This is a genomic window from Clostridium sp. CM039 (assembly GCF_055081075.1).
In genome coordinates, this window is the sequence record NZ_CM143649.1 from 796,968 (window position 1) to 819,056 (window position 22,089).

Here is a 22,089-nt window from a genome sequence, read left to right on the forward strand (position 1 = left end):
TTATATGACTATGAAAATTATTGCTTGTGAGGTTATGAAAAAAGAGTTGCTTTCTATAACGCCAGTACTTGATGTTGAATTTGAGTTTATATCTATGAATCTACATCTTTATCCTGAAAAACTTAGGAAAGAATTGCAGTGCATAATTGAAAGATCAACAGGGTATTCGAGAATTATTTTAGCTTTCGGCTTGTGCGGTGGGGCAGCTAAGGGTTTGGTGCCCACCCATTGCACTCTAACAATACCTAAAGTACACGATTGTATTTCAATTTTTCTTGATTCAGGTAAATTAAATCAAGGTATTTATGAAAAGAAAACAGGTACCTTTTATTTATCTTGTGGTTATATGAACTCAGAGAAATCAATACTTGCTGAGCACAATCGTATTAAAGATAAATATGGTGAAAAGAAAGCTCTAAAAGTCCTCTCAAGAATGTATGAAGGTTATAACCAGATATTGTTTATTAAAACCGGTTGTTGCAGCGAAAAGGCTGATATTGAACAATCCGAAGAAATAGCAAAACTGCTTAGCCTAAGTCATGACACAATTAAAGGAAGTGATACTTTTATTGAACAGATTGTAAAAGGTCCATGGGACAATGATAAATTTATAAATATAAGTCCCGGGGGTATTGTTAAAGAGGATGATTTTAATATTGGTATAAAATAATGCACTAAAAATGGAGGGTATAAAATGTCAGATAATAAAGAAATATTATTTAAGAAACTAGCGGAATCAGTGGTTGATATGGATGAAGATGTAGCAATAGCTATTTCAAAAGAGGTAATTGCGCAGAAGTATGATGCATTTGAAGCAATTGATAAAGGATTATCAGCAGGTATGGAAAGAGCAGGAGAGCTTTTTGAGGAAGAAGAATATTTTATTCCAGAGCTTTTAATGTGTTCCGATGCAATGTATGCAGGACTTGATATTTTAAAACCACATATAAAAATAGATAAAAATGAAGTGAAACACAAGGTTATTATAGGTGTAGTTGAGGGAGATACTCATGATATAGGGAAAAATCTTGTAAAGATTATGCTTGAGACTTCAGGCTTTGATGTTATTGATCTTGGAAGAGACGTTCCACCTTCAATATTTGTAGAAAGAGCGAAAGAGGAAAATGCAAATATAATAGCACTTTCAACTTTAATGACTACAACTATGGATAACATGGCAGAAGTTATAAGAATTTTAGACAAGCAAAATATCAGGGATAAATTTAAGATTATGATAGGTGGAGGTCCAATTTCACAAGGGTTTGCGGATAGAATTGGAGCAGACGGGTATTCGGTAAATGCAGCAGAAGCTGTAAGACTGGCAAGGAAATTAGTTGCTGCTTCAATTGTAGTCTAATTACTTTTTAAAATTAAAAAGAAAAGAGGGTTAAAAATGGAAGTACTTACTCAAAAAGAAAGATTGCTAAGAGTTTTAAATAAAGAAAAAGTAGATAGGCCTCCTGTTATTTGCCCAGGGGGAATGATGAATGCGGCTATAATAGATGTAATGAAAAAAACCGGGCATACTTTGCCTCAGGCACATAAGGATGGTAAGCTTATGTGCTTGCTTTCAAAGGATGTTCATACTCATACAGGCTTTGAAAACTTGGGGATTCCATTTTGTATGACTGTAGAAGCTGAGGTTCTTGGAAGTAAAGTAGATTTTGGAACACTTGCCTGTGAACCTAAAATTATTACAGAAGTATTTTCTTCCGTTTCAAATGTAGAATTTAAAAATATAAGTGAAATTCTTAAAAACGGACGTGTTGATACCATTATTCAGGCAGTTTATTATATATCAAAGCAAAATGATGACGTGCCTGTAATTGGCAGTTTGACTGGACCTATAAGTACTGCTGCCTCTATGGTTGACCCAATGACATTTTTGAAGGAGTTAAGAAAGAATAAAGAAGGATCACATAAAGTTATTGATTATGTAACAGATTTTTTAATAGAGTATGCAAAACTTATGATTGATAACGGAGTTACTGTTATATCCATTGCAGATCCTACAGCAACTGGAGAAATACTTGGACCTAAAATGTTTGAAGAATATGCTGTAAGATATTTAAATAAGCTTATCAATGGTATTCATTCTTTGAATGTACCTGTTATAGTTCATATTTGTGGTAAATTAAATGCTGTAAAAAATCTGTTGCCCAATATAAAATGCAATGCTATAAGCACAGATTCACTAGTGAATTTGCGTATTCTTAAAGAAGAGTACCCGTCTCTTACTACTATGGGGAATTTAAGTACCTACCTATTAGAATTTGGTTCTACAGAGAAAGTTGCCAGTCAAACTGAGAAGCTTTTGCGAGATGGTATAAATATTATATCTCCTGCATGTGGGTTAAGTACTTCTTCGTCTCTTGAAAATATATATACTTTTACGAAAACAGTTAGGGAAGGAAGTGTAAAATAATGGTGCAGGTAAAATTTGTTCCGGATAATATAACAATTAGTGTTGAAGTTGGAACTACAATTCTTCAAGCAGCGCGACTTGCAGGGGTAGTAATAGAGTCCCCTTGTAATGCAGCTGTAACCTGTGGTAAATGCAAGGTAAAGCTTGATAACATCTCAATAAAGAATGTAATTTCAAATGGAGTACATCATTTATCCAAAGAAGAAGAGACGGCAGGATTTGTATTATCCTGTGCTACAAAAGTTATAGGGGATGTTTTAGTTGAGGTAACTCGTAAGGAACAAAATGAAAGCTTAAAAATTCTAAATCATGGCAAAAGTTTTGAATTTAAAATTAACCCTATAATTAAAAAGAAGTATTTTGATGATGAAGGCGTAACGAGAGTATATTCAGGGGAACAAATTATTGGAATTGAAGCAAATAATACGGAAAATAAGAATTTTGGTGTTGTAGTTGATATTGGTACAACTACCATGGTTGCTTCTCTTATAGATTTATTTAATGGAGTGGAAATTAGTTCAACTTCTTGTCTAAATCCACAAGCAATTCATGCACAGGATGTTTTGTCGAGAATAAAGTTTGCATCTGAGAAAAAGGGCTTAAATACCATGTATAGTGGTGTTACTCGTGAAATTAAAAATATGATAAGTGAAATAAGTAAAAATGCAGGTATAGCCAATGAAAATATCTATGAGGTTATTCTAAGCGGAAACACTTGTATGTTACATCTAGCAACAAATATAAACCCTAGTTCGCTTGGTAGGTATCCTTATACTCCTAAAATTTTTGGCGGGAACCATGTTGAAGCGTTGCATCATGACTTTAATATTTCCCCTTTTGGACTAATATATCTTCCACCTATAATTTCTGCTTATGTTGGATCAGACATAACATCAGGTATCCTTGCAGCTAAATTATATGAAAAAGATGGTGTTACACTTTTTGTGGATATTGGGACAAATGGTGAGATGGTTCTAAGTTTAGACGGAGAATTATCAGCGGCCTCCACTGCTGCAGGCCCCGCCTTTGAAGGAATGAATATAACTCATGGCATGAGGGCGTCTAATGGTGCTATAGAGTTTTTCAATATAGAAGATGACGGAAACATAACTGTCAAAACAATTGGTGATGACAAAGCAATTGGAATTTGTGGAAGTGGACTTTTAGACATTGTTGGTGAGCTTGTTAAACATGGAGTAATTAAGAAAAATGGTAAGTTTGTTGATACAGATAAAGAAGAAGTGAAACCTCTATTGAAGGAAAAGATAGTTAAACATGAAGGCAAAACGGTATTTAAAATAACTGATAAAGTTTACTTATCACAAAAGGATATAAGGCAAGTACAGCTTGCAAAAGGTGCAGTTAGGGCTGGAATAGAATTTTTACTGAGGAGTAAAGACATTACGGCTAATAAAGTAGACAAAGTACTGATTGCAGGGTCTTTTGGCTACCACCTCAGAGCAAAAAGTTTAATAAATATAGGTCTACTACCCTTAGAACTTGAAGACAAAATTGACTTTGTCGGAAATACTTCAAAATCTGGAGGGCAAATATTTTTATTAAATAAGTCTTATAGGAAGGAAATGGAGACAGTAGTTAAAAAGGTTGATATTATTGAACTTTCAAACTATGAAGACTTTGATAAAGTTTTTGTACAAAGCTTGAGCTTTAGATAGAGTGAAGAAATAAGTGTTGATAGTGTTAACTAATTTATGTAATAACTAAATATTAGGAGGAATTAATAATGAATAAAGAATATTTAATTAACAAAGGATTTGCTACTAAAGCTATACATGGAGGAAGTAAGGTGGATCAATACGGAGCACTAGCTACTCCAATACATCAAACAGCTACCTTCGTTTTTGACTCAGCTGATCAAGGTGGTAATAGATTTGCAGGAAGAGAAGATGGCTATATTTATTCAAGACTGGGAAATCCCACTAACACAGTTTTAGAAGAAAAACTGGCAATACTTGAAGGTGGAGAAGCATGCATGTCTATGTCATCAGGCATAGGAGCCATAACTTCAGCAATGTGGTCATTATTAAAGGCTGGAGATCATGTAGTGGCATCAAAAACTATTTATGGCTGTACTCATGCATTTTTAAGTAATGGGATTGCAAGATTTGGCGTTGAGGTTACTTTTGTTGATGTTACGAATCTAGAAAATGTAAGAAATGCTATGAAAGAAAATACAAGGGTTGTTTTCTTAGAAACACCTGCAAATCCAACGTTACTCATAACAGATATTGATAAAATATCAAAGATTGCACATGAAGTAGAAAATTGCATAGTAATGGTGGATAATACATTCAGCACGCCATATATACAAAGACCATTAGAACTAGGCGCAGACGTGGTAGTGCATTCTGGAACCAAATTTCTAAATGGACATGGTGATGTAATTGCTGGCTTTGTTATCGGATCTAAAGTATTTATTGATGAAGTTAGATTATTCGGTGTTAAGGATATGACAGGAGCTTGTTTAAGTCCTTTTGATGCATATTTGATTATACGAGGAATGAAAACACTAGAAATTAGAATGGACAGACACTGTGAAAGTGCAATGTCTGTAGCTAAATTTTTAGAAGCTCACCCAGCAGTAGAAAATGTATATTTTCCAGGACTTGAGAGTTTCCCACAATATGCATTAGCAAAAAAACAAATGAGCCTTCCAGGAGCGGTAATTGCTTTTGAAATAAAGGGTGGAGTAGAAGAAGGCAAAAGGGTTATAAATGCAGTTGAAATGTGCAAATTAGCTGTTAGTTTAGGAGATCCTGAAACTTTAATTGAACATCCTGCTTCAATGACTCATTCTTCATATCCACAAGAAGAAAGATTGGAAGCTGGTATAACTGATGGTTTAATAAGGTTGGCAGTAGGGCTTGAAAATGTTAAAGATATTATTTCTGATTTAGATGGAGCACTTAATTTGATTGTTAAATAGTAAGTCAAGATTTATAGATAAACACAGCTCATGACTGTGTTTTTTTGTTAATTACCAAGACAAGTTTTAGGTGGATAATCTAAATTTTTGAGTGTATATAAATTGATAAAAAACAGTAAATGTTTTTTTTAAAAAGTAAAAGAGCATACTTTTATTAAAAGTAGGCTATACTAGTAATGGTACGAATATAACTTTTAATGTCAAGACAGGAAGTTACTCTTATAATAGCACTGGAGCAGCTACTAATAAGTCAAATACTGTATTTAATAACTATAATAGGGGGTAAGGCAACAATTTGTCAAAAAACAGCCACAAGACAGTATTTCCCATAATGAATTATAAATCAAAATCGTGACTACTATTTTGTGCCTATTATAACGTAAAAAAAGAGAATTGAGAACTAATATATAATCATTGTTTGAAGTCCATCCTTATAAATTCTTTGCCATCTGGTAGCGTATATCTTTTGTGTTTAATACAATTAAATTTAATGATAGAGAATGCTTCTTTAAGTCTGTACTCATTAATGTCATGATGAATGGATAAAATAGGTTCTAAATGTGAATCATTCTTTGAATTACTTACAAATGAATTGCTATTTTTTCAGGCGTGTAAATTATTTTGTGTATACTCTTTCTATAGGCAAAAAATCGATCTATTAATTTTTGTAAAATAATATTATTTAAAGTCGATTAAAGTTTTTTATCTATTCTACGAATATAATCTGGAAATACAAAGAAAGTTATAAGATTATCCCAATTATCTTCCCAACTCTTAATAGCATTTGGATATTTACTTCCCCATTTTTCTTTTGCAGAAATTAAATTTTCAAGTGCAAATTGTTAAAATCATGCCATTTTATAAAGCAAGAATGTGGGGTGGGGGGGGACCGGCTGGTCAATGAATTCCACTATGTTGGGAGAAGTATATAATGTTGTGGCTTTAAAGAATCATGCAGATTGTGAAATCCCGGAAATGAAAATGACATTATCTGAATTATATGAAGCAGAGCCAAAATGGTTTCAATGTAATACCAGTGAGTTGCCTGTTCGTGTAAATATTTTAGATCCAATTGCTGATTTACCAGTGCAGGTCCATCCGGGTGATGAATTCGCAAAGAAATATAATAATGGAAGAGGAAAGCCAGAGGTCTGGGTTATTTTAGCTAGGGGTAGGGCTCGCAAAGCGTAAATTTACAACATTAAGCCAGTTATTTACAATTTGACACTATTATTTGAATATTCCGAGTTAGAATTAATAGACAATAGTTCCAACTCAAAAAAATATATAATATCAATGTAAAGCTCTTATTTTTTTACTCAAAACAAGTTAGTTAAAATGCAGTCATAGTATTGATAACGCTAACTAAAACAGTAATAAAAAATATATATTAGTTAATGTGAAATTTAAGAAAAACATTAAATTAACACGAGTATATTTAATAGGGGGTAGCATACGCAAAAATGATATTTCGTACGTTAAGGAAACTAAAATGCCATAAATGTAAATATTTTACTCGTTAATTAACGGTAATAATAGTATAATTAAATAAATGTTTTGTGTCGCAACAGTAAAAAAGTACGACATAAAGATTATATATATTTTATGGAGGTGACTAAAGTGAAAAATATAGGAATGATTGTTGCTGTTGAAATAGAATCTGTTTTAAATAAATATGGAATACCGATAAAAAAATTAGAATTTATAGGCTATTCGGTATATCAATATAAATTGGGTGAAAATAATTTATTTGTTATACATACCGGAGCTGGACAAATTGCTGCGGCTACGTCAACACAGTTTTTAATATCACAATTTAAAGTAAATTTCATTGTAAACTTTGGTATTGTAGGTGGGTTGACACATGAGATGGCATTAGCGAGAACGTGTATTGTTGAAAGTGTTGTTCATTATGATTTTGATACATCAGAGGCTGATGGATGTAGTGTTGGAAGACATCTTGAATACCCGAGTGTCTATATATCCACAACAAAAGAAATTGTGGATAAAGCCCTTGAAATTGAACCGTTGTTAAAAAAAGTAATTTGTGCTTCAGGGAATAAATTCATTGCATCAAAAGAGAAAAAAGAAGAATTACATAATAGTTTTAATGCAGATATATGTGAAATGGAGGCTGCTGGAATTATATTGACTTGTAATAAAAACAAAATTCCCTGCTTGTTGATAAAAACTGTATCTGACAGCATTGCTGGTGGAGTTAGTGAATTTAAAAACGCGATTAATGAATCCGCAAGAATTTGTATGGAGATAACAAACAAAATCCTTAACAATTTATAAACATAAAATATATAAACATACTTATATTTTGAGCATATTAGTTCACACTCTTCATAAATTACGTCACAAACGAATGTACGATTTTGACTAAAACCTTACATTCGTAAAAATAACATAAAGCGTTGATATATAAAGGTTTATAGTAGGTTTAACTAAAGCCTTTTTTATTATTGTACATTTGAATGTATTGTTTTATAAGATATATTATAAATATAGTACATTGATTTTGTGCCCTCTGGGACGTTTACTTTTGGGCAGTGAGTAAGATTGTCCAAAGCTTCATTTGTGACCTAGAGTAGTGAAAGAGCTTGTGCCACATCAGGTTTTCGTATGAAGAATGAAGGAGAAAATTTGCTATGGACCAGCCTTTGACCGCGGAGTCTTATTATTATATTAAGACTGATTTGTAATACATTCAAAGTAAATAGTCAATACGTTATGTTACATTCAAAATGAAATTTCAAAGGAATAGGCAATAGATCCAATGTGAAAGTAACACAATTAGTAATGTGTTACTTTCAGTGTATAGATATACACTGAAAGCAAGTACCACCCATAGTTAAGATCTTGGGGGTACTTGCGACGAAATATATGAATATTACCTACCACTTTATCTTCTTATATCGTTTACTTTAAGACTGCATAATTATTTTTTTATTCTACATTTTTCATCCATATCATATATACTTTTTATAATTCCTAGTATGAAAATAACGACCTGTGCAATAGTTAAATAATTATAAAATTTGCTACTAAAAAAAACCCCACCAACCCCTATAAGAATAATTAATAGACCAGTATACAACATATCTCCGCCTACTATCCTTGATACTTTATCTTTATCATATTTTTTCGCATCAAATCCATTCAGCATATCTCCTGCATTTTGACTTTTAATTATCAATCCTAAAAATGTAAACATCCCTCCCATAATTAATGTAATTATAATTAACCCATATACATCCGTATTCCTCATATAAAATCTCCTGCATTTTATTATTGTTATATTATATCAATTCCTATTTCTCTATTAGTTTGAGAGACAACTAACTCTCATAAAAATACGAGCACGACACAAAATACTTGCTTAATTAGCTTATTCTATATTATAGATCTACAATCCTTTAAAAATATATTTCAAAGATACAATGCTGTGAAACCAAAATTTCACGGCATTTAAATAGGCTCCATAACTAGTAGCTTGCTTTTAGATTTTTTTATATTTTCATCAATGCTTTCTCTATCGTTATTCTTTTCTAAATCAGTCATATCGAAGTCCTCCTTATATTCCGCATAATTTTATTAATTAGCTTATTTAGGGGGAGCGCTAACATTTCCGACAAACCCCACGCTAAGACATAAAATGGATATAAAACATGACTTTCGCCTACGTTAAGCAAATAATATTTAAAAATAAGTACCATAAAAGTTATATTAGAGTTGTTTTGATACTTTGTTTTTGGTAATAGTTTTGGAACTGAAAATCACGTATAAAGTGACTATTCCTAAGGTTTATATTTAAGTACCGAAAACGAAGGTTTATGGAACTATATTCATTAACGTGGGTTTTGTCGGTTCCGTTGGCTCCACGCCATTTGCTTGATTATACTATATATAACATATATTCCATATAAAGAATTTTGCGGTTTTAAATGATAAGAGGGGTCCCGCCAACATTTCTCTGAATCACACCAACAAGAATAAAAAATAGCCTAAAACTAACTAATATCAATGTTTATCATCAATATAAGAAAAATGCGGATTATTCTATTTATAGATAATGCTATTAATTTAATTTAAAGTTATCCAATATCTTTGAGTAATTCTACTTCCTTCTGGTATTTCATTTGCCAATTTAGCTCCATTATTTATCATAGTCTTTACCGATACAATATTATTTTTGTCGCAAGTAATTAAGACTTTTTTAATATCTAATTCGACACATTCTATTAAGAGTAATGCTAACATTTCAGTTGTATTAGTTTTAATATCCCCAATCGTCAACTCGCCAATTACCTGTTTTACTATCCCTTATTAATGTCCAATTCCAATTAGAATAAGTTGAATTTGGATTAAAACTCCCATCACCTCCTGAAAAATCTACATTAAAAGTAGAAGGCAAAACAATTACATTCTCAGACTTGACACCATTCGCTGAACCTTTTCCATATTTCAAGTAACCTCCAATAAAATAATTTGATTTCTTTTCGTCATACCATAATTTTGTAAGACTACATCCCCTAAAATCCTTGAATTTTTTCTTTACACAATTTGTTGCATCATTCATTTCCCCTTGGCTAAACTTATCTGATTTTCCAATACTTACTACAGCATTGTTGGTTTTACCAACTTGTTTATAAACCAATAAAAATAATACTACTAAAATTAGACAAAGAAAAGCTATTATTTTTTTCATATAAAAACCCTCTTCATTTTAAAGTCATTTAATGAACAATATTTTACCGTTGTGACTTAATCACTAGAAAAATCATACCATTAAACACCATTTTTATAAACTATAGTTTGATGTTAAAACGAATTGCCCTACGTAAAGGTATACCTTTACGTAGGGTTGAAAAAAGCTATAAAATATATTCGTAAAGTATAACAAAACATTTATGAATATCTACGTAAAATACATTAAGATTTACGTAGATATTATAAAATTGCTACTGGTGTGATTCAAAATTATGTTGGTGAGACCTCTTAATGTGGTAATTCTTTTTCTTTGTTGGTTATTATTAAGTCCTTATAAACAAATATGATAGTAATAACACACCCTAATACAGCAAAGCCCACAAAGAAAACTTCATTATTTGTGAACTTTTCTATAATAGGCATTCCTACAAAAAAATAAGTTGTAATTATAGGGTATACTAATTTTCGCAGTTTTTGAGTTTTTATAAATTCAAAGGTGCTACTAATAATTAAAAGCATTGTAATTATTGTTAACATGGCTGTTGGTAATCCCATTTTCATAAACATCATTGTACATCCAGCCACACCAACAACAAATAAAAGTATTTCTAGTATCATTGTTATTGATTTGAATTTCATAAATAACATCTCCATCCTAAAGCATTATTAAATATATATGATGCTTTAAGAAATGTATTCTTAAATTTCAACTCCATTTATTTACATACTTATAGCCGTTTTTAGTTCCGTTACTACCTATACCCCTAGTAGGTTGAAAACAAAAAACAGATCCTGCTGTAGTGCAGTAGGATCTGTTTCCCCTGGATGAAGGGGGAATAATTTCATTTGCTTTGGAGAAGTTTACTGACTGCTACTAAACTTAAATAGAATGATGAATGCTTAGGTACTTTAATAGATTAGTTTACTTCTAGGCAGTGAGTAAGATTGTCCAAAGCTTCATTTGTGACCTAGAGCAGTGAAAGAGCTTGTGCCACATCAGGTTTTCGTATGAAGCATGAAGGAGAAAATCGGATGTGGACCAGCCTTTGACTGCGGAGTCTTATTATTATATTAAGACTGATTTGTAATACATTCAAAGTAAAGAGTCAACTCGTTATGTTACATTGAAAATGAATTTTTTAAGGAATAGGCAATAGCCCCAAAGTGAAACATATATTGACAATGAAAACAATTTAGAATATACTAATTTTAATTAAAAACTGTGAAGAGGAAAAGTAAATAGTATGCTGTTCTAAGAGGGAGAAACTCACCGGCTGTAAGGTTTCTTGAACAAGCAATATTGAAAACCACCTCTGAGTTGATTACTGAACTTAAGTAGGTAATTCCGCGAGCCGGCGTTAGTGGTGTTGAGTGATAGAAGTGTTTTTATTTATGCTTCTGTAATTTGGGTGGAATCGCGATAAAACTCGTCCCTTACTTTGGGGCGGGTTTATTATTTTTTTAAAGAGGAATATTTATGTTAAAGGTTGTAATAAAGGATGGCACTGTAATAAATTCTAATGAAGAAGAAGAAGGGCACTTAGACACACCGCCTCTCATATACTTGCTATTATATCCAAATGCTAAATTAGCTATCGGTCCTGCAATAGATAATGGATTTTATTACGATTTTGATGTAGTAGAACCCTTTACTATGGATATACTCGAAAAAATAGAAGTAGAAATGAGAAAAATAGTTAAAGAAGACTTAAGATCAGAGCGATCAGTAGTTTCTATAAAAGAAGCTTTGAAGATTATGGAAGATAAGGGACAAATCTATAAAATAGAACTCATTAATGATTTACCAGAAGGAGAAGAATTAGTTTTTTTTAAGCAGGGAGATTTTATAGAACTCTGTGCAGGGCCACATGTATTATCAGTTGCAGGAGCTTACTGGAGAGGCAGCGAAAAAAATAAAATGCTTCAAAGAATATATGGAACGGCATTTGCTAAGAAAAGTGAACTTGATGAATATTTGAATATGATTGAAGAAGCGAAGAAAAGGGATTATAGAAAACTTGGTAAAGAACTAAAATTATTTGCTTTAATGGGTGAGGGACCAGGATTTCCATTTTTCCTTCCCAATGGTGTAGTTTTAAAGAATAATTTAATTGAGTACTAGAGAGAACTTCATAAGAAAAATGGTTATGTTGAGATAGAAACTCCTATGATATTAAACAAAGAAATGTGGAACTATACAACTAGATTTACAGCTTCCCCAAAGATTTGACTTACAATATATCGGCAGTGATGGAGAAAAGCATAGACCTATTGTTATACACAGAGTGATTTTGGGTAGCATAGAAAGATTGCCCTATATCATAGTTATTGGTGAAAAAGAAGAAAACTCAGAGAGTATATCCCTCAGAAGTAGAAAAAATGGTGATGAGGGTAACTGTTCACTAGAGGCCTTTATTTCAAGGATCACACAGGAGATTGATGGTAAAATGCTAGATAATTAGGTGTATCATATGAGTCATAAATAGGAGAAAAAGCATATAACATAATTTTTATTGTGTTGTATGATTTTTTATATTAGGAAACAATAACTTCAAATTTAAAAGACTGATTTTAAAAATAGAGTATATTTACAATTCTTTCAAAACGAGTAATAGACTCAATGTGAATGTAACACAATTGTTTATTGTGTTACATTCAGGTTATTAATTACTAATTCAGGAAATTCTTCTACAACTTTTCCACCAGAATTAGTTATAATATTTTTTACATTTTCATCAATAGTATTATCATCAAATAATATTACTAAATCTATATTTTTAGGACTTATAGTTCAAGAGCTATTTAATAAAGGAATATCTGTCCATGTAATTAATGTTGGACTGCTAGAGAATACAATTATTGAACGTACCCAAACAGGTAAAGCAATTGCAAAAACTAAAGAAGGCTTTAAAGAGGGTAGACCTAAGATATATACATCAAAACGAATAAATAATGCGATTGAAATGCTAAAAACAATTCATATACAGCAGTTGCAGAGATAACTGTAATAAGTAAGTCAACACTAATTCGAGGAGTTAGGAAAAGAAAAGTTTAATAAGTACATTGTGTAACATTGGAGATATTAAATTTGAAAAAGATGAATACCATTATTTTCTGTTCTTATACCAGCTTTCTGTTCCATTACTACACAAACCCCTATAAATAGGCCCTTAGGGCGTCTCGCCAACATTTCTCTGAATCACACCAATAGGAATAAAAAAGAGTGATTTAGAACTTACCCTAGAATATAAAGAAAAGTCATTTTAGATAAATTGCTTAATCCATCTTTTCGCGAGGATAGGCAAAAACACCCTATTTATAAAAAACAAAATAGGCATGATCTAAAGTTACCTCCCCATATTTCATCTGTTTATCTGCGAAATATTGGAGGTTTTTGTCACTTCTTTATGAGTCCTTTTGGCAGTTAGAGCGATCCAATGACTTCAGAAATCCCACGAGCCTTTATTCTCTTCAATGGGCTGATGATAGAGGACGATGCAGCTAGAATGGAAATAATGAATATCAGTACGACTTGCAATACAGGAAACTCCCAGTTAGAAATAAGTAAGGACATCAGGGTTTTCTGTAGTAGAACCCCTAGGGTGCATCCTGCTATGCAGCCGCTCACCGTATAGACGACAGCTTCTGCCAATGCCATTCTTGTGAGTTGTCTCTCAGACATGCCTATTGCATGCATAATTCCCAAATACTTAGTTTTGGATGTGATGTTGGTATTCATCGTATTGATAATGTTTAGAATACTGATGAGTGTAATTATACCTACAAATCCGTAAATAAATACTGCGATAGTCATAAATGAGTTATTTGCTTCTGCGCTTAGCTGACGAATGTCATGTAGTGTCACTGAATTTCCGACTAACGCTTTTATTTCATTTATGGTTTGTGCTTGATTATCCTTGTTCAGTTGTATATCGATTGTCTTATAGTTAGAGGTTATATCTCCAGTGATTTCTGTAAACTGCTTTTGGGTGGTGATAAATGTAGTTAATGCCTGTTTTTCGCTTTCATAAGGCATAGAGCTCAAGACTCCCATGACTTTATATTCTTTAGTCTCTGTAGCAGTTTTAATATAGACAGCATCACCAACTTTCAGGCTTGCGTCTGCCGCTAATTCTCCTTTTCTGTAATTTTTAACAACGGCCACAATACCATTCTGAGCATTGAGTTCATTTTCATCCATACCTCCAGCCATTAATGATTTCTTTGCCCATTGCATTTGCATTGAATCATAGGAAACAATCCATGACCTCTCCGTTGCAACCATAAGGCCATTGCTTTCTGTCTTGATGGGACCCATTTCCTTTTTATAGGTGTCCGTCAGCCTTGTAACGTCAAACGTAGCATACACATAGTTTGACATTCTTCCATACACCCTTTTTACACCGCCAAGCGTTGACAGTTTCTTGTATATATTTTCGCCAATACCTTGCGAGGATGTGATTGAAACGTCAGGAGTATAGACTTCCGTAGCTTTCATTCCCAAAAACGTGGGATTGACGATTACACTAAAACACATAAACATAATGATGCTGAGAGCAATAGAACTAGATATCAAGAAAAGAGTTTTCTTCTTGTAAACAGCGTTGCTAATGCCAATAACAATTTCAGCGTGAAATATCTTCATAAGAAGGCCTCTCTTGGTCTTTTGGGATATATTTGTATCCCCGCTTCCGTTCAAGGCACTTACAGGAGAAACTTTTGCAGCTTTTTTTGCAGGTAATAAGGAAGAGATAAAGACTGTCAGAAACCCTATTACAATACCCGCGCCAATGCCGAATGCGCTGAAATTAATCAATGAAATATCACCAAAAAGCTTGTTATTGTAAAATTTTATTATTGCCGAACAAATAAAGGTTATCAAAATACCGGCGAATACGCCAAGGGGGATTGCTCTCAAACTTATGGATAAGCCTTCTCTTTTTACCAAACGCTTTATTTGTGTCTGTGACGCCCCTATACATCTCAGAATTCCGAATTGGCGAACTCTTTCCATTACTGAAATGTTGAAAGTGTTATAGATCATTACAACGCTTGTAATAAGGACGATAAAGAATAAGACGCCGCCGATAGCATACATCTTCAAAATGGTATTGTTTTTTGTTTGCATCATGAGGGCTAAAAGACCTTCGTTGCGCCCTATGCGGTCATCTGCTATATTCAAAGTTTTCTTGATTTCTCCTTCAACCTGTGTGATATTTACACCATCTTTAAATAGCACAAAATATTGGCTTGATTTCGGTTTTAGCTGTTCCGACATTTTTGTTGACACGAATACGGCAGGTATAGCAGCAGCTTTGGTAGCACCCCAGTCATTGTATATACCGCTAATGATGAACTCTTGAACTGTTTCGTCTGGTAAGGTAATTGTCATTGCATCACCGATTTTATGTGCCGGCTTAGATTTTTCCATAAACCATTTTTCAAGCATAATTTCATTTTTAAAAGTCGGGTAACGGCCTTGGTTAAGATTAAAGTTGATATTTTTCGCGAAATTTTCATCTAGAGATGTGAGGGCACAGTTCTCACTGTTGATGGTTCCTTCACCAAGGTCTTTCCAGGTTCCAGCATTTTGTACATCAATACGGCTACCAATGACTTGAATCTCTCTTGGGGACGGATTTCGAATTAAAATATGGTAGTTACCTTGATCCTTTAGTACTTGTGCTTTTTCAAATTTCACTAACGCATCTACCATAGAAAAAATACCGACAACCAGTGCAACAGCCATGGCAACGCTGGTGATAGTCAGGCGTGTTTTTCGTTTATGGGCAGAGAGGTATTTTGGTGCGAGCTCAAGATAGTTTTTCATTTTTTAGCCCTCCCTAGTTCGGATACAATACCATCCTCTACGTTTAGCACCCGATCCGAGAAGGAGGCAAAACTCGGATTGTGGGTAATCATAATTAATGTCTGATTATATCTTTCGACAGAAAGCTTTAAAAGATTGATTACCTCTTTGCTGTTTTTTGTATCAAGATTTCCCGTGGGTTCGTCTGCCAGAATAATTGCCGGACGAGTTGAAAGGGCACGCCCGATTGCTACGCGCTGTTGCTGTCCCCCAGAAAGCTGGTTTGGAAGGTGGTGTTTCCTGCTGGAGAGCCCAAGTATGTCCAAAAGTTCAGCAATATATTTCATATCCGGTTTCTTGTAGTCAAGTAGCAGTGGCAACAAAATGTTCTCTTCTACATTTAGTTCGGGAATTAGATTGAATGCCTGAAAAATAAATCCAATGTTACGTCTGCGGAAGACGGAGAGATTCTTTTCCTTCATGGTAGAAATGTCTTTGCCATCAAGAAATACATTTCCAGAGGTTGGAGAGTCCAATGCCCCAAGGAGATTAAGCAGTGTACTTTTTCCTGAACCGGATGGTCCTACTATTGAGACAAATTCCCCTTTTGCAACTGAAAAAGATACCTCTTTCAGTGCGTCAACTTTCACTTCACCCTTTCCATAAGTTTTACTTAAATTTTTGGCTATTAAAATATCCAATATAAACACCTCTTCTGAATTTTTATTAAGATCATTTATTGAACATATCCCACCCGAAACAATGATGCACAATGTTCTAAATTATTATTAGCATAACAAGCTAAGCTTACAGATAGGTGTATTCTTTCTTACAGATTTGTAAGCTTTGGAAAAGTCAAATAGAAAGTCGTTCCTTGGTTCAACGTGCTTTCCACCGTTATAGAGCCTCCATGTTTTTCGACAATGGTTTTCGCAAGGGTAAGTCCAATGCCGATACCATCCTTATCCTTGGAAAATCGGCTTCTATAAAATCGTTTGAAAATATAATGGATGTCCTCTGGGTGGATGCCACTACCGTTGTCTTTAATTGTGATACAGATTAACACAGGCGTTTCGTCGCATAGAATTTGAACTTCATTTCCCGAAACGGTGTGATCCAATGCATTTTTCATAATATTACTGAAAGCTTCCAGTATCCAACCTCCATCACAATTTAACAGGGTATAGCTATTGCACATTAGCATAATTGACTTGTCCTCTGATTTTGCACGGGTGGAGAAACCTATAACGATGCATTCTAGCAAATCTTTCATAAGGCAGTTGCTTTTCTCTAATTCGATGGTGTCAGCATCTAGCCGTGCCAATTTCAGAAGGTTCCGAATTAGATACTCCATCCGTTCCAGTTGATTACTGCTTTTTATGGTGAAGCTGTCGACAACACCGTTGTTTATGTTTTCTTCCTGAATAATTTCATTGTACATTTTTAGCGCAGTCAATGGTGTTTTTAACTGATGTGATATGTCAGATATCGTATTCTTTAGGAACTCCTTTGTCTGTTTTTCCTTTGTTATATGGGCAGTTAGAGATGTTGCCATTACATCTATAGAGGAAAAAAGCTGAGATACAATACCTTCCTCATTGTCGCTGAAGCGGATATCTTTATTGCCATGCATAAAACTTAAGATATCCGTGTTGGCCTTTTCAAGCTTTCTGTCCTGCCGGACAAAAAAAATAAATAATGTTGAAAGCATGAGAAGCGATACAACAACGGAAAGTATCAGTACCAGAATCTCGAGTTTGTGATGGAAACTTTGAATTTCAGGCAGAAGCTTGTTATTTATACTGTCTGTATACCCTTTAGGCTGCAAAAGCTCCCGCCCAATGGTATAATCTTTCATACCTTTTTTACCAGTGAAGGCAGGTACAATCTGGTCTGTTGTTGCATCCTGTTGATATAAATATCCGGCAATGGCATAATCGTGTGTAATGATTTCCTTTTTATATTGGTTTGTCATGAAATATACCATGACCTGTGTTATTAGAATAAAACACAAAAGAATTATGGATACGATTGAAAATAGTCTCCTTATATTGTAATTAATAAAAATTCTCATATAATAGCCTCACTTTAACACACTCCATTTATAGCCTAATCGTCGTATTGTCAATAAAAATTTCGGTTTATCAGCGTTATCTTCAATTTTCATTCTTAGTCTTCGTACATAGACGGATAGGGTGTTATCATCGATGAAGTTGCCGTTATTGTCCCAAAGCTTGTCCAATATAACGTTTCTCGTGAGCACAATATTTTGGTTTTGCATGAGCAGGCGCAGAAGACGGTACTCCGCCGTAGTAAGTTCTATTTCTTTAGAATCCTTAAATACTCGGCTTTCCAACAGTTTGATGGTAATATCATTAGATTTCAATTCAATAGGTTCTTGGCTAGGAATGTGAGAACGGCGAAGCAAAGCATTGACTCGCGAAATCAGTTCATTTAATTTGAAAGGTTTTGTAATATAGTCATCCCCACCAATATCCAAACCCATTACAATATTGACCTCTTCATCGGAAGCCGTTAAAAATATAATTGGTACATCGGAGGATTGCCGTACTTTCTTACAGATGTCAAAACCGCTTCCATCGGGTAAGGTCAAATCGAGTAGCAACAAATCATACTTCTTATCACTAAGCATCAAAAAGCATTCCCTTACGGTTCGTGCTAAGGCAATATGAAAGCCATTCTTTCGGAGTGAAAACTCTAGCCCAGCAATAATACTCAAATCATCTTCTACCAATAAAATTGTATTCACTGTTGATCCCTCCCTGCTTTTTCTGTCTAATAATACTACAATGTATCAAAATTGCATAATGCCTCTTATATTATTATCGTTTCAAATTACAGAAAAAGCAATAGAACTTAATTTGAGTTTTCGTGTTTCAGCTATAAAAAAAGTGTTTTCTACCAAACTTAAAGATAAAATGGAAATAATAATTTTTATCAAGCTATACATAAAGCCGTTTAATCAGCGCCTCATCATCCTGGCAGGTTGGTTTTGACTGACTGGTTGAAATAAGGCAAGGGATGAGAATTTAGACCCATTTAAAACGTTAGAATCTGTAATGCCATGGTGCGAGCTTGTAGCCTCTGTTGAGGAAGCCAAGAAATTAGTAAATATATACTTTATTAAGTTGTATTAAAAATTGAGAAAAAAGTCAAGGCAAGGGACTGAAAAAAAGTTAACATGAATATATCAGCTGATGAGGGTTACGTAATGAATTATATTGAATTAAATATTAAAACAAGTTTGAACTACAAAGCGTTGCTAATGAAGCCTGTATGTAACTTGCTGGTTTATATAGAATTTTTTATTCTCTGGACGGATACACAATTAAGGAATATATTCAGTTTCATCAAGAACGATTATTTCACTTGAAAAAGGACAGTATAACCCCTCAATTATGCTTGCATATAAGATAGCTTCCGTTTTCAACACCACTATTGAAAAATTATATTGTTTAAAGGAGAATTTAGAAAATGAAGAAAAAAACATATAATAAAAAGAACTTTTGGAGTGGTATAATATTTTTATTCTTAGCAGTAATTAGCATTCCAGATACAATTACGCGGTTTAATACTTTGAATGCTTTAAGAATTACCAAGTCTATTATATTGGATATTTTTTGTATTCTATTTGGAGTTACAGAAATATGGAAAGGTTTGAGTAGCAGATGTACAAAACAAGATGTTCAAAATGATGATGAAAGAGTAAATTTAATTAATATGAAATCAAAAACCAGTGCTTTTAATATTACACTGATCATTTGTGTTACTTTTTTAATACTATCAATGGTTGTATGGGGAGTAACAAAAAATGATGTGTGTCTCGGCATTTTCAGTTGTTTCGGCATCATTTTTACGATTATGATGATTGCTGAAATAAGTAGTTATTTTTATCATGACAAGCGGAATTAATTTTATAATTGGGCACTTCATTAGGCCAATTTTCTTGAAAAAGATATAAAGAGAAGCAATGAAAAAGAGGAATCTTCTAGTATTAAAACGGTAAAGTCAAATTTAGACCAAACTGAGATTTCAAAGCGAGATATATAAATGTTGATTTCTAAGCGAATTTGAATAGTAGTAAATTTATGGTAACAATATTACTATCAAAGAATACACTGAAAATGTTATGTCATAAAAATTCATCTTATCTTACTGATCTATAATAGATAAATAATTTGTACTAAATATTATGATCATACTTTGTATTAATATGTGTCAGCTAGATCATTCCTGCCTTTTAATACATCCTGCTGTATAATCTGTAACACTTTTTCAGACTCTTCAAATATTGGACTGTGGGCAGATTCCTTAAAAAGATAAAATCCTTTTGCAGGTGCACCAAGTTTTTTAAGATAAGCTTCCGACATCGAATAGTTTACCGTATAATCATATATTCCCGAAAAGAAATATACCGGAATATCAAGTTTTGTTATCTTGTTACTCAAATCCGTTCTGTAAAGCTCCTCGTTTAAAACAGTAGAATTTGAAAATGCTTTTCCACGCCATATATTAATTTTTTCTCTCAAGGTATATTCGCGATTCTGCATAACTGGCATAAAAATTCCGGTGACTACTGATTTCATCTTATGCGTTGAACCAATTCCTGCTCTATGCATCACATTATCCCTTATTTTATTGTATGCATCTGGCAGATGATCTATTGTTTCAATAGGTATTGCCTGAAGCTTCTTTACAGTTTTTTTATCACCTGTTACCTTGTAGTACTTAAGCATATATTTATATGCAATTTTTTCCGATTCCATTTGATTTGATATTTGTCCGACACCAATATAAGCATGGTATAACTCATATGATTTTGCCGCTGCCTCTATAGCTATGTATGAACCCCATGAGTGTCCCATAAGGTATATTTTATCTTGTCCAAACCGTTTACGCAGATAGTTCGTTACTTCTATTGTGTCAGATACAAACTGTTCTGTTGTCATTGTTTTTGCTGAGATCTCACTGCTATAGGACAAACCCGCGCCACGCTGATTCCACCATACTACCGTAAAATATTTCTCAAGTCCCGTAGGGTATGCTTCGGTAAGTGGATATTCCGGCATACCAGGGCCTCCGTGAACAAAAAGCAGTACTGGATTTGATGCATTCTCACTTTTAATAATCATTCCCATCTTAGCTCCGTTAATTTTAACATAAACTTTTTCCGAAATACTGCCCTCTATAACATTTCTTTGTCTTTTCATAATATCCTCCTTTTCGAATGTTTCACCTTGAGTTTAACACATAAATAAAAATATGGATAATATAAACAATCAAGACAAAGAAAATTAGTAGTATGTATAAATTAACTCATCCATTTTAAAAAACAGTAATTTATGGTTCATAATGGTATAATTGACTTAAAATTATTGCATGATTTGAATTACTAAAAACAAAGTGTCATAATTTACAATATCTAACGTGTTTGTACTATTTAAGTGAATTGAGAATCAAATTATTTTATGTTGAAAGAGTGGTGATTCATATGTCCATTAGTATTAGAAAAAAATTTCATGACTTAGTAAATAAGGCAGAATATAATAGCTATGAAAAAACAGTAGAACAAATAAATCGTCTTAGATTTGATTCATTGGATAATACTGAATTTCTAAATAAATCACATGGGCTCAGGAGTAAGCTTTTAGAGTATACATCTATGGATGACATAATTATAGAAGTCTTTGCACTTACAAAACAGGCGGTTAAAAGAGTACTAGGACTCATTACTTACGACGAGCAACTGATTGCTGGCATAGCTATGCATAATGGAAGATTAATAGAGATGCAACTTGGATGGAACCCGTATATGAAATGCTTGGATTAACTGTGGGGTTCGTACAGGAAACTATGAAACGGCCTGAAAAACAAAGAGCTTATGGTTGTGATGTTACATATGTAACTGCCAAGGTAGCTGGATTTGATTATTTAATGGACTCACTTTCTTATAAAAAAAGTGAAATTGTGCTACGTCCATTTAATTTTGCCATAATAGACGAGGCAGATTCCATAATAATTGATGAAGCCAGAATACCATTAGTTATTGCAATAGGAGGGAACGCTGCTGATGATACTCTTTGTTTAACAATGGAAGCTTTAAGAAAACTAGAGCCTGAAGTTGACTATGAGAAAGATGAAGTTAAAAGGAACGTATTCATGTAATATTCA

The 22,089-nt window shown here is 33.3% G+C and carries 19 protein-coding genes, 3 pseudogenes and 1 other annotated feature; of the genes and pseudogenes, 12 read left to right on the top strand and 10 right to left on the bottom strand.

What is annotated here, in order from left to right; translation table 11 throughout:
* Positions 1 to 4: 4 nt before the first annotated feature.
* The 5 genes from ACWJJ2_RS03750 (at position 5) to megL (ending at position 5,372) form a co-directional block, all read left to right on the top strand.
* Positions 5 to 670 (top strand): DUF1638 domain-containing protein, encoded by a 666-nt coding sequence (locus ACWJJ2_RS03750; protein WP_462953845.1) that lies wholly within the window; start codon positions 5 to 7, stop codon positions 668 to 670.
* Positions 671 to 694: 24 nt separating this feature from the next.
* Positions 695 to 1,357 (top strand): corrinoid protein, encoded by a 663-nt coding sequence (locus ACWJJ2_RS03755; RefSeq protein WP_216303492.1) that lies wholly within the window; start codon positions 695 to 697, stop codon positions 1,355 to 1,357.
* A gap of 36 nt (positions 1,358 to 1,393) precedes the next feature.
* Positions 1,394 to 2,425, top strand: a complete 1,032-nt coding sequence (locus ACWJJ2_RS03760) for an MtaA/CmuA family methyltransferase (protein ID WP_216303493.1) — start codon at positions 1,394 to 1,396, stop codon at positions 2,423 to 2,425.
* Positions 2,425 to 4,101 (top strand): ASKHA domain-containing protein, encoded by a 1,677-nt coding sequence (locus tag ACWJJ2_RS03765; RefSeq protein ID WP_462953846.1) that lies wholly within the window; start codon positions 2,425 to 2,427, stop codon positions 4,099 to 4,101. Before ACWJJ2_RS03760 ends, ACWJJ2_RS03765 begins: the two co-directional genes overlap by 1 nt.
* A 68-nt stretch (positions 4,102 to 4,169) precedes the next feature.
* A complete protein-coding gene (megL, locus tag ACWJJ2_RS03770; RefSeq protein ID WP_220287207.1) occupies positions 4,170 to 5,372 on the top strand; it encodes a methionine gamma-lyase in 1,203 nt (400 codons plus the stop codon).
* A 707-nt stretch (positions 5,373 to 6,079) separates the two neighbouring features.
* Here megL and ACWJJ2_RS03775 read toward each other — a convergent pair.
* A pseudogene (locus tag ACWJJ2_RS03775) lies at positions 6,080 to 6,208 on the bottom strand (transposase); the annotation flags it as partial.
* Positions 6,209 to 6,272: 64 nt separating this feature from the next.
* Here ACWJJ2_RS03775 and ACWJJ2_RS03780 point away from each other — a divergent pair.
* Together ACWJJ2_RS03780 and ACWJJ2_RS03785 are read left to right on the top strand one after the other, a co-directional pair.
* Positions 6,273 to 6,563, top strand: a complete 291-nt coding sequence (locus tag ACWJJ2_RS03780; RefSeq protein WP_268064135.1) for a hypothetical protein — start codon at positions 6,273 to 6,275, stop codon at positions 6,561 to 6,563.
* Positions 6,564 to 6,992: 429 nt separating this feature from the next.
* Positions 6,993 to 7,670 carry a 5'-methylthioadenosine/S-adenosylhomocysteine nucleosidase family protein gene (locus tag ACWJJ2_RS03785; RefSeq protein WP_216303497.1) on the top strand — a complete coding sequence of 226 codons (678 nt, stop codon included), beginning with the start codon at positions 6,993 to 6,995 and terminating at the stop codon, positions 7,668 to 7,670.
* 646 nt (positions 7,671 to 8,316) lie between these two features.
* Here ACWJJ2_RS03785 and ACWJJ2_RS03790 read toward each other — a convergent pair.
* The 4 genes from ACWJJ2_RS03790 to ACWJJ2_RS03805 form a co-directional block, all read right to left on the bottom strand.
* Positions 8,317 to 8,646 carry a DUF3784 domain-containing protein gene (locus tag ACWJJ2_RS03790; RefSeq protein ID WP_462953847.1) on the bottom strand — a complete coding sequence of 110 codons (330 nt, stop codon included), beginning with the start codon at positions 8,644 to 8,646 and terminating at the stop codon, positions 8,317 to 8,319.
* Positions 8,647 to 9,461: 815 nt separating this feature from the next.
* Positions 9,462 to 9,674 carry a GNAT family N-acetyltransferase gene (locus ACWJJ2_RS03795; protein WP_462953848.1) on the bottom strand — a complete coding sequence of 71 codons (213 nt, stop codon included), beginning with the start codon at positions 9,672 to 9,674 and terminating at the stop codon, positions 9,462 to 9,464.
* Positions 9,655 to 10,086, bottom strand: coding sequence for a DUF4829 domain-containing protein (locus tag ACWJJ2_RS03800; RefSeq protein ID WP_462953849.1), 432 nt, complete (start codon positions 10,084 to 10,086; stop codon positions 9,655 to 9,657). The genes ACWJJ2_RS03795 and ACWJJ2_RS03800 overlap by 20 nt, the downstream gene beginning before the upstream one ends.
* Positions 10,087 to 10,376: 290 nt before the next feature.
* A complete protein-coding gene (locus tag ACWJJ2_RS03805) occupies positions 10,377 to 10,727 on the bottom strand; it encodes a hypothetical protein (RefSeq protein WP_462953850.1) in 351 nt (116 codons plus the stop codon).
* A 574-nt stretch (positions 10,728 to 11,301) separates the two neighbouring features.
* Positions 11,302 to 11,526 (top strand) — a binding site (T-box leader).
* A gap of 92 nt (positions 11,527 to 11,618) precedes the next feature.
* Between ACWJJ2_RS03805 and ACWJJ2_RS03810 the strand changes: the two are divergent.
* Positions 11,619 to 12,279: pseudogene (locus tag ACWJJ2_RS03810) on the top strand (threonine--tRNA ligase); the annotation flags it as partial.
* 100 nt (positions 12,280 to 12,379) lie between these two features.
* The gene (locus ACWJJ2_RS03815; protein WP_462953851.1) at positions 12,380 to 12,550 is read left to right on the top strand and encodes a His/Gly/Thr/Pro-type tRNA ligase C-terminal domain-containing protein; all 171 of its coding nucleotides are present in this window, start codon (positions 12,380 to 12,382) and stop codon (positions 12,548 to 12,550) included.
* Between the two features lie 962 nt (positions 12,551 to 13,512).
* Here ACWJJ2_RS03815 and ACWJJ2_RS03820 read toward each other — a convergent pair.
* The 4 genes from ACWJJ2_RS03820 to ACWJJ2_RS03835 all read right to left on the bottom strand — a co-directional run bounded on the left by ACWJJ2_RS03820 (position 13,513) and on the right by ACWJJ2_RS03835 (position 18,667).
* On the bottom strand, positions 13,513 to 15,918 hold the full coding sequence (locus ACWJJ2_RS03820; RefSeq protein ID WP_462953852.1) for an ABC transporter permease: 2,406 nt from the start codon (positions 15,916 to 15,918) through the stop codon (positions 13,513 to 13,515).
* Positions 15,915 to 16,598: an ABC transporter ATP-binding protein gene (locus tag ACWJJ2_RS03825; protein ID WP_216304075.1), complete on the bottom strand. Its 684-nt coding sequence runs from the start codon at positions 16,596 to 16,598 to the stop codon at positions 15,915 to 15,917. The genes ACWJJ2_RS03820 and ACWJJ2_RS03825 overlap by 4 nt, the downstream gene beginning before the upstream one ends.
* 128 nt (positions 16,599 to 16,726) lie before the next feature.
* Positions 16,727 to 17,872 carry a sensor histidine kinase gene (locus tag ACWJJ2_RS03830; protein WP_216304074.1) on the bottom strand — a complete coding sequence of 382 codons (1,146 nt, stop codon included), beginning with the start codon at positions 17,870 to 17,872 and terminating at the stop codon, positions 16,727 to 16,729.
* Between the two features lie 108 nt (positions 17,873 to 17,980).
* Positions 17,981 to 18,667, bottom strand: a complete 687-nt coding sequence (locus tag ACWJJ2_RS03835) for a response regulator transcription factor (RefSeq protein ID WP_216304073.1) — start codon at positions 18,665 to 18,667, stop codon at positions 17,981 to 17,983.
* A gap of 586 nt (positions 18,668 to 19,253) precedes the next feature.
* Between ACWJJ2_RS03835 and ACWJJ2_RS03840 the strand changes: the two genes are divergently transcribed.
* Positions 19,254 to 19,412 (top strand): helix-turn-helix transcriptional regulator, encoded by a 159-nt coding sequence (locus ACWJJ2_RS03840; RefSeq protein ID WP_220287238.1) that lies wholly within the window; start codon positions 19,254 to 19,256, stop codon positions 19,410 to 19,412.
* Positions 19,393 to 19,830, top strand: a complete 438-nt coding sequence (locus ACWJJ2_RS03845) for a hypothetical protein (protein ID WP_216304072.1) — start codon at positions 19,393 to 19,395, stop codon at positions 19,828 to 19,830. The genes ACWJJ2_RS03840 and ACWJJ2_RS03845 overlap by 20 nt, the downstream gene beginning before the upstream one ends.
* Positions 19,831 to 20,126: 296 nt before the next feature.
* Here ACWJJ2_RS03845 and ACWJJ2_RS03850 read toward each other — a convergent pair whose 3' ends face one another.
* Positions 20,127 to 21,128 carry an alpha/beta fold hydrolase gene (locus ACWJJ2_RS03850; protein WP_462953853.1) on the bottom strand — a complete coding sequence of 334 codons (1,002 nt, stop codon included), beginning with the start codon at positions 21,126 to 21,128 and terminating at the stop codon, positions 20,127 to 20,129.
* 281 nt (positions 21,129 to 21,409) lie between these two features.
* Here ACWJJ2_RS03850 and ACWJJ2_RS03855 point away from each other — a divergent pair.
* Positions 21,410 to 22,083, top strand: a pseudogene (locus ACWJJ2_RS03855) (hypothetical protein).
* Positions 22,084 to 22,089: the final 6 nt, after the last annotated feature.

Coding starts and splice junctions, on each gene's coding strand:
- ACWJJ2_RS03850 (WP_462953853.1), bottom strand. CDS start 21,128: ATGAAAAGACAAAGAAATGTTATAGAGGGCAGTATTTCGGAAAAAGTT.
- ACWJJ2_RS03820 (WP_462953852.1), bottom strand. CDS start 15,918: ATGAAAAACTATCTTGAGCTCGCACCAAAATACCTCTCTGCCCATAAA.
- ACWJJ2_RS03830 (WP_216304074.1), bottom strand. CDS start 17,872: ATGACAAACCAATATAAAAAGGAAATCATTACACACGATTATGCCATT.
- ACWJJ2_RS03765 (WP_462953846.1), top strand. CDS start 2,425: ATGGTGCAGGTAAAATTTGTTCCGGATAATATAACAATTAGTGTTGAA.
- megL (WP_220287207.1), top strand. CDS start 4,170: ATGAATAAAGAATATTTAATTAACAAAGGATTTGCTACTAAAGCTATA.
- ACWJJ2_RS03760 (WP_216303493.1), top strand. CDS start 1,394: ATGGAAGTACTTACTCAAAAAGAAAGATTGCTAAGAGTTTTAAATAAA.
- ACWJJ2_RS03780 (WP_268064135.1), top strand. CDS start 6,273: ATGAATTCCACTATGTTGGGAGAAGTATATAATGTTGTGGCTTTAAAG.
- ACWJJ2_RS03790 (WP_462953847.1), bottom strand. CDS start 8,646: ATGAGGAATACGGATGTATATGGGTTAATTATAATTACATTAATTATG.
- ACWJJ2_RS03845 (WP_216304072.1), top strand. CDS start 19,393: ATGAAGAAAAAAACATATAATAAAAAGAACTTTTGGAGTGGTATAATA.
- ACWJJ2_RS03805 (WP_462953850.1), bottom strand. CDS start 10,727: ATGAAATTCAAATCAATAACAATGATACTAGAAATACTTTTATTTGTT.
- ACWJJ2_RS03750 (WP_462953845.1), top strand. CDS start 5: ATGACTATGAAAATTATTGCTTGTGAGGTTATGAAAAAAGAGTTGCTT.
- ACWJJ2_RS03800 (WP_462953849.1), bottom strand. CDS start 10,086: ATGAAAAAAATAATAGCTTTTCTTTGTCTAATTTTAGTAGTATTATTT.
- ACWJJ2_RS03755 (WP_216303492.1), top strand. CDS start 695: ATGTCAGATAATAAAGAAATATTATTTAAGAAACTAGCGGAATCAGTG.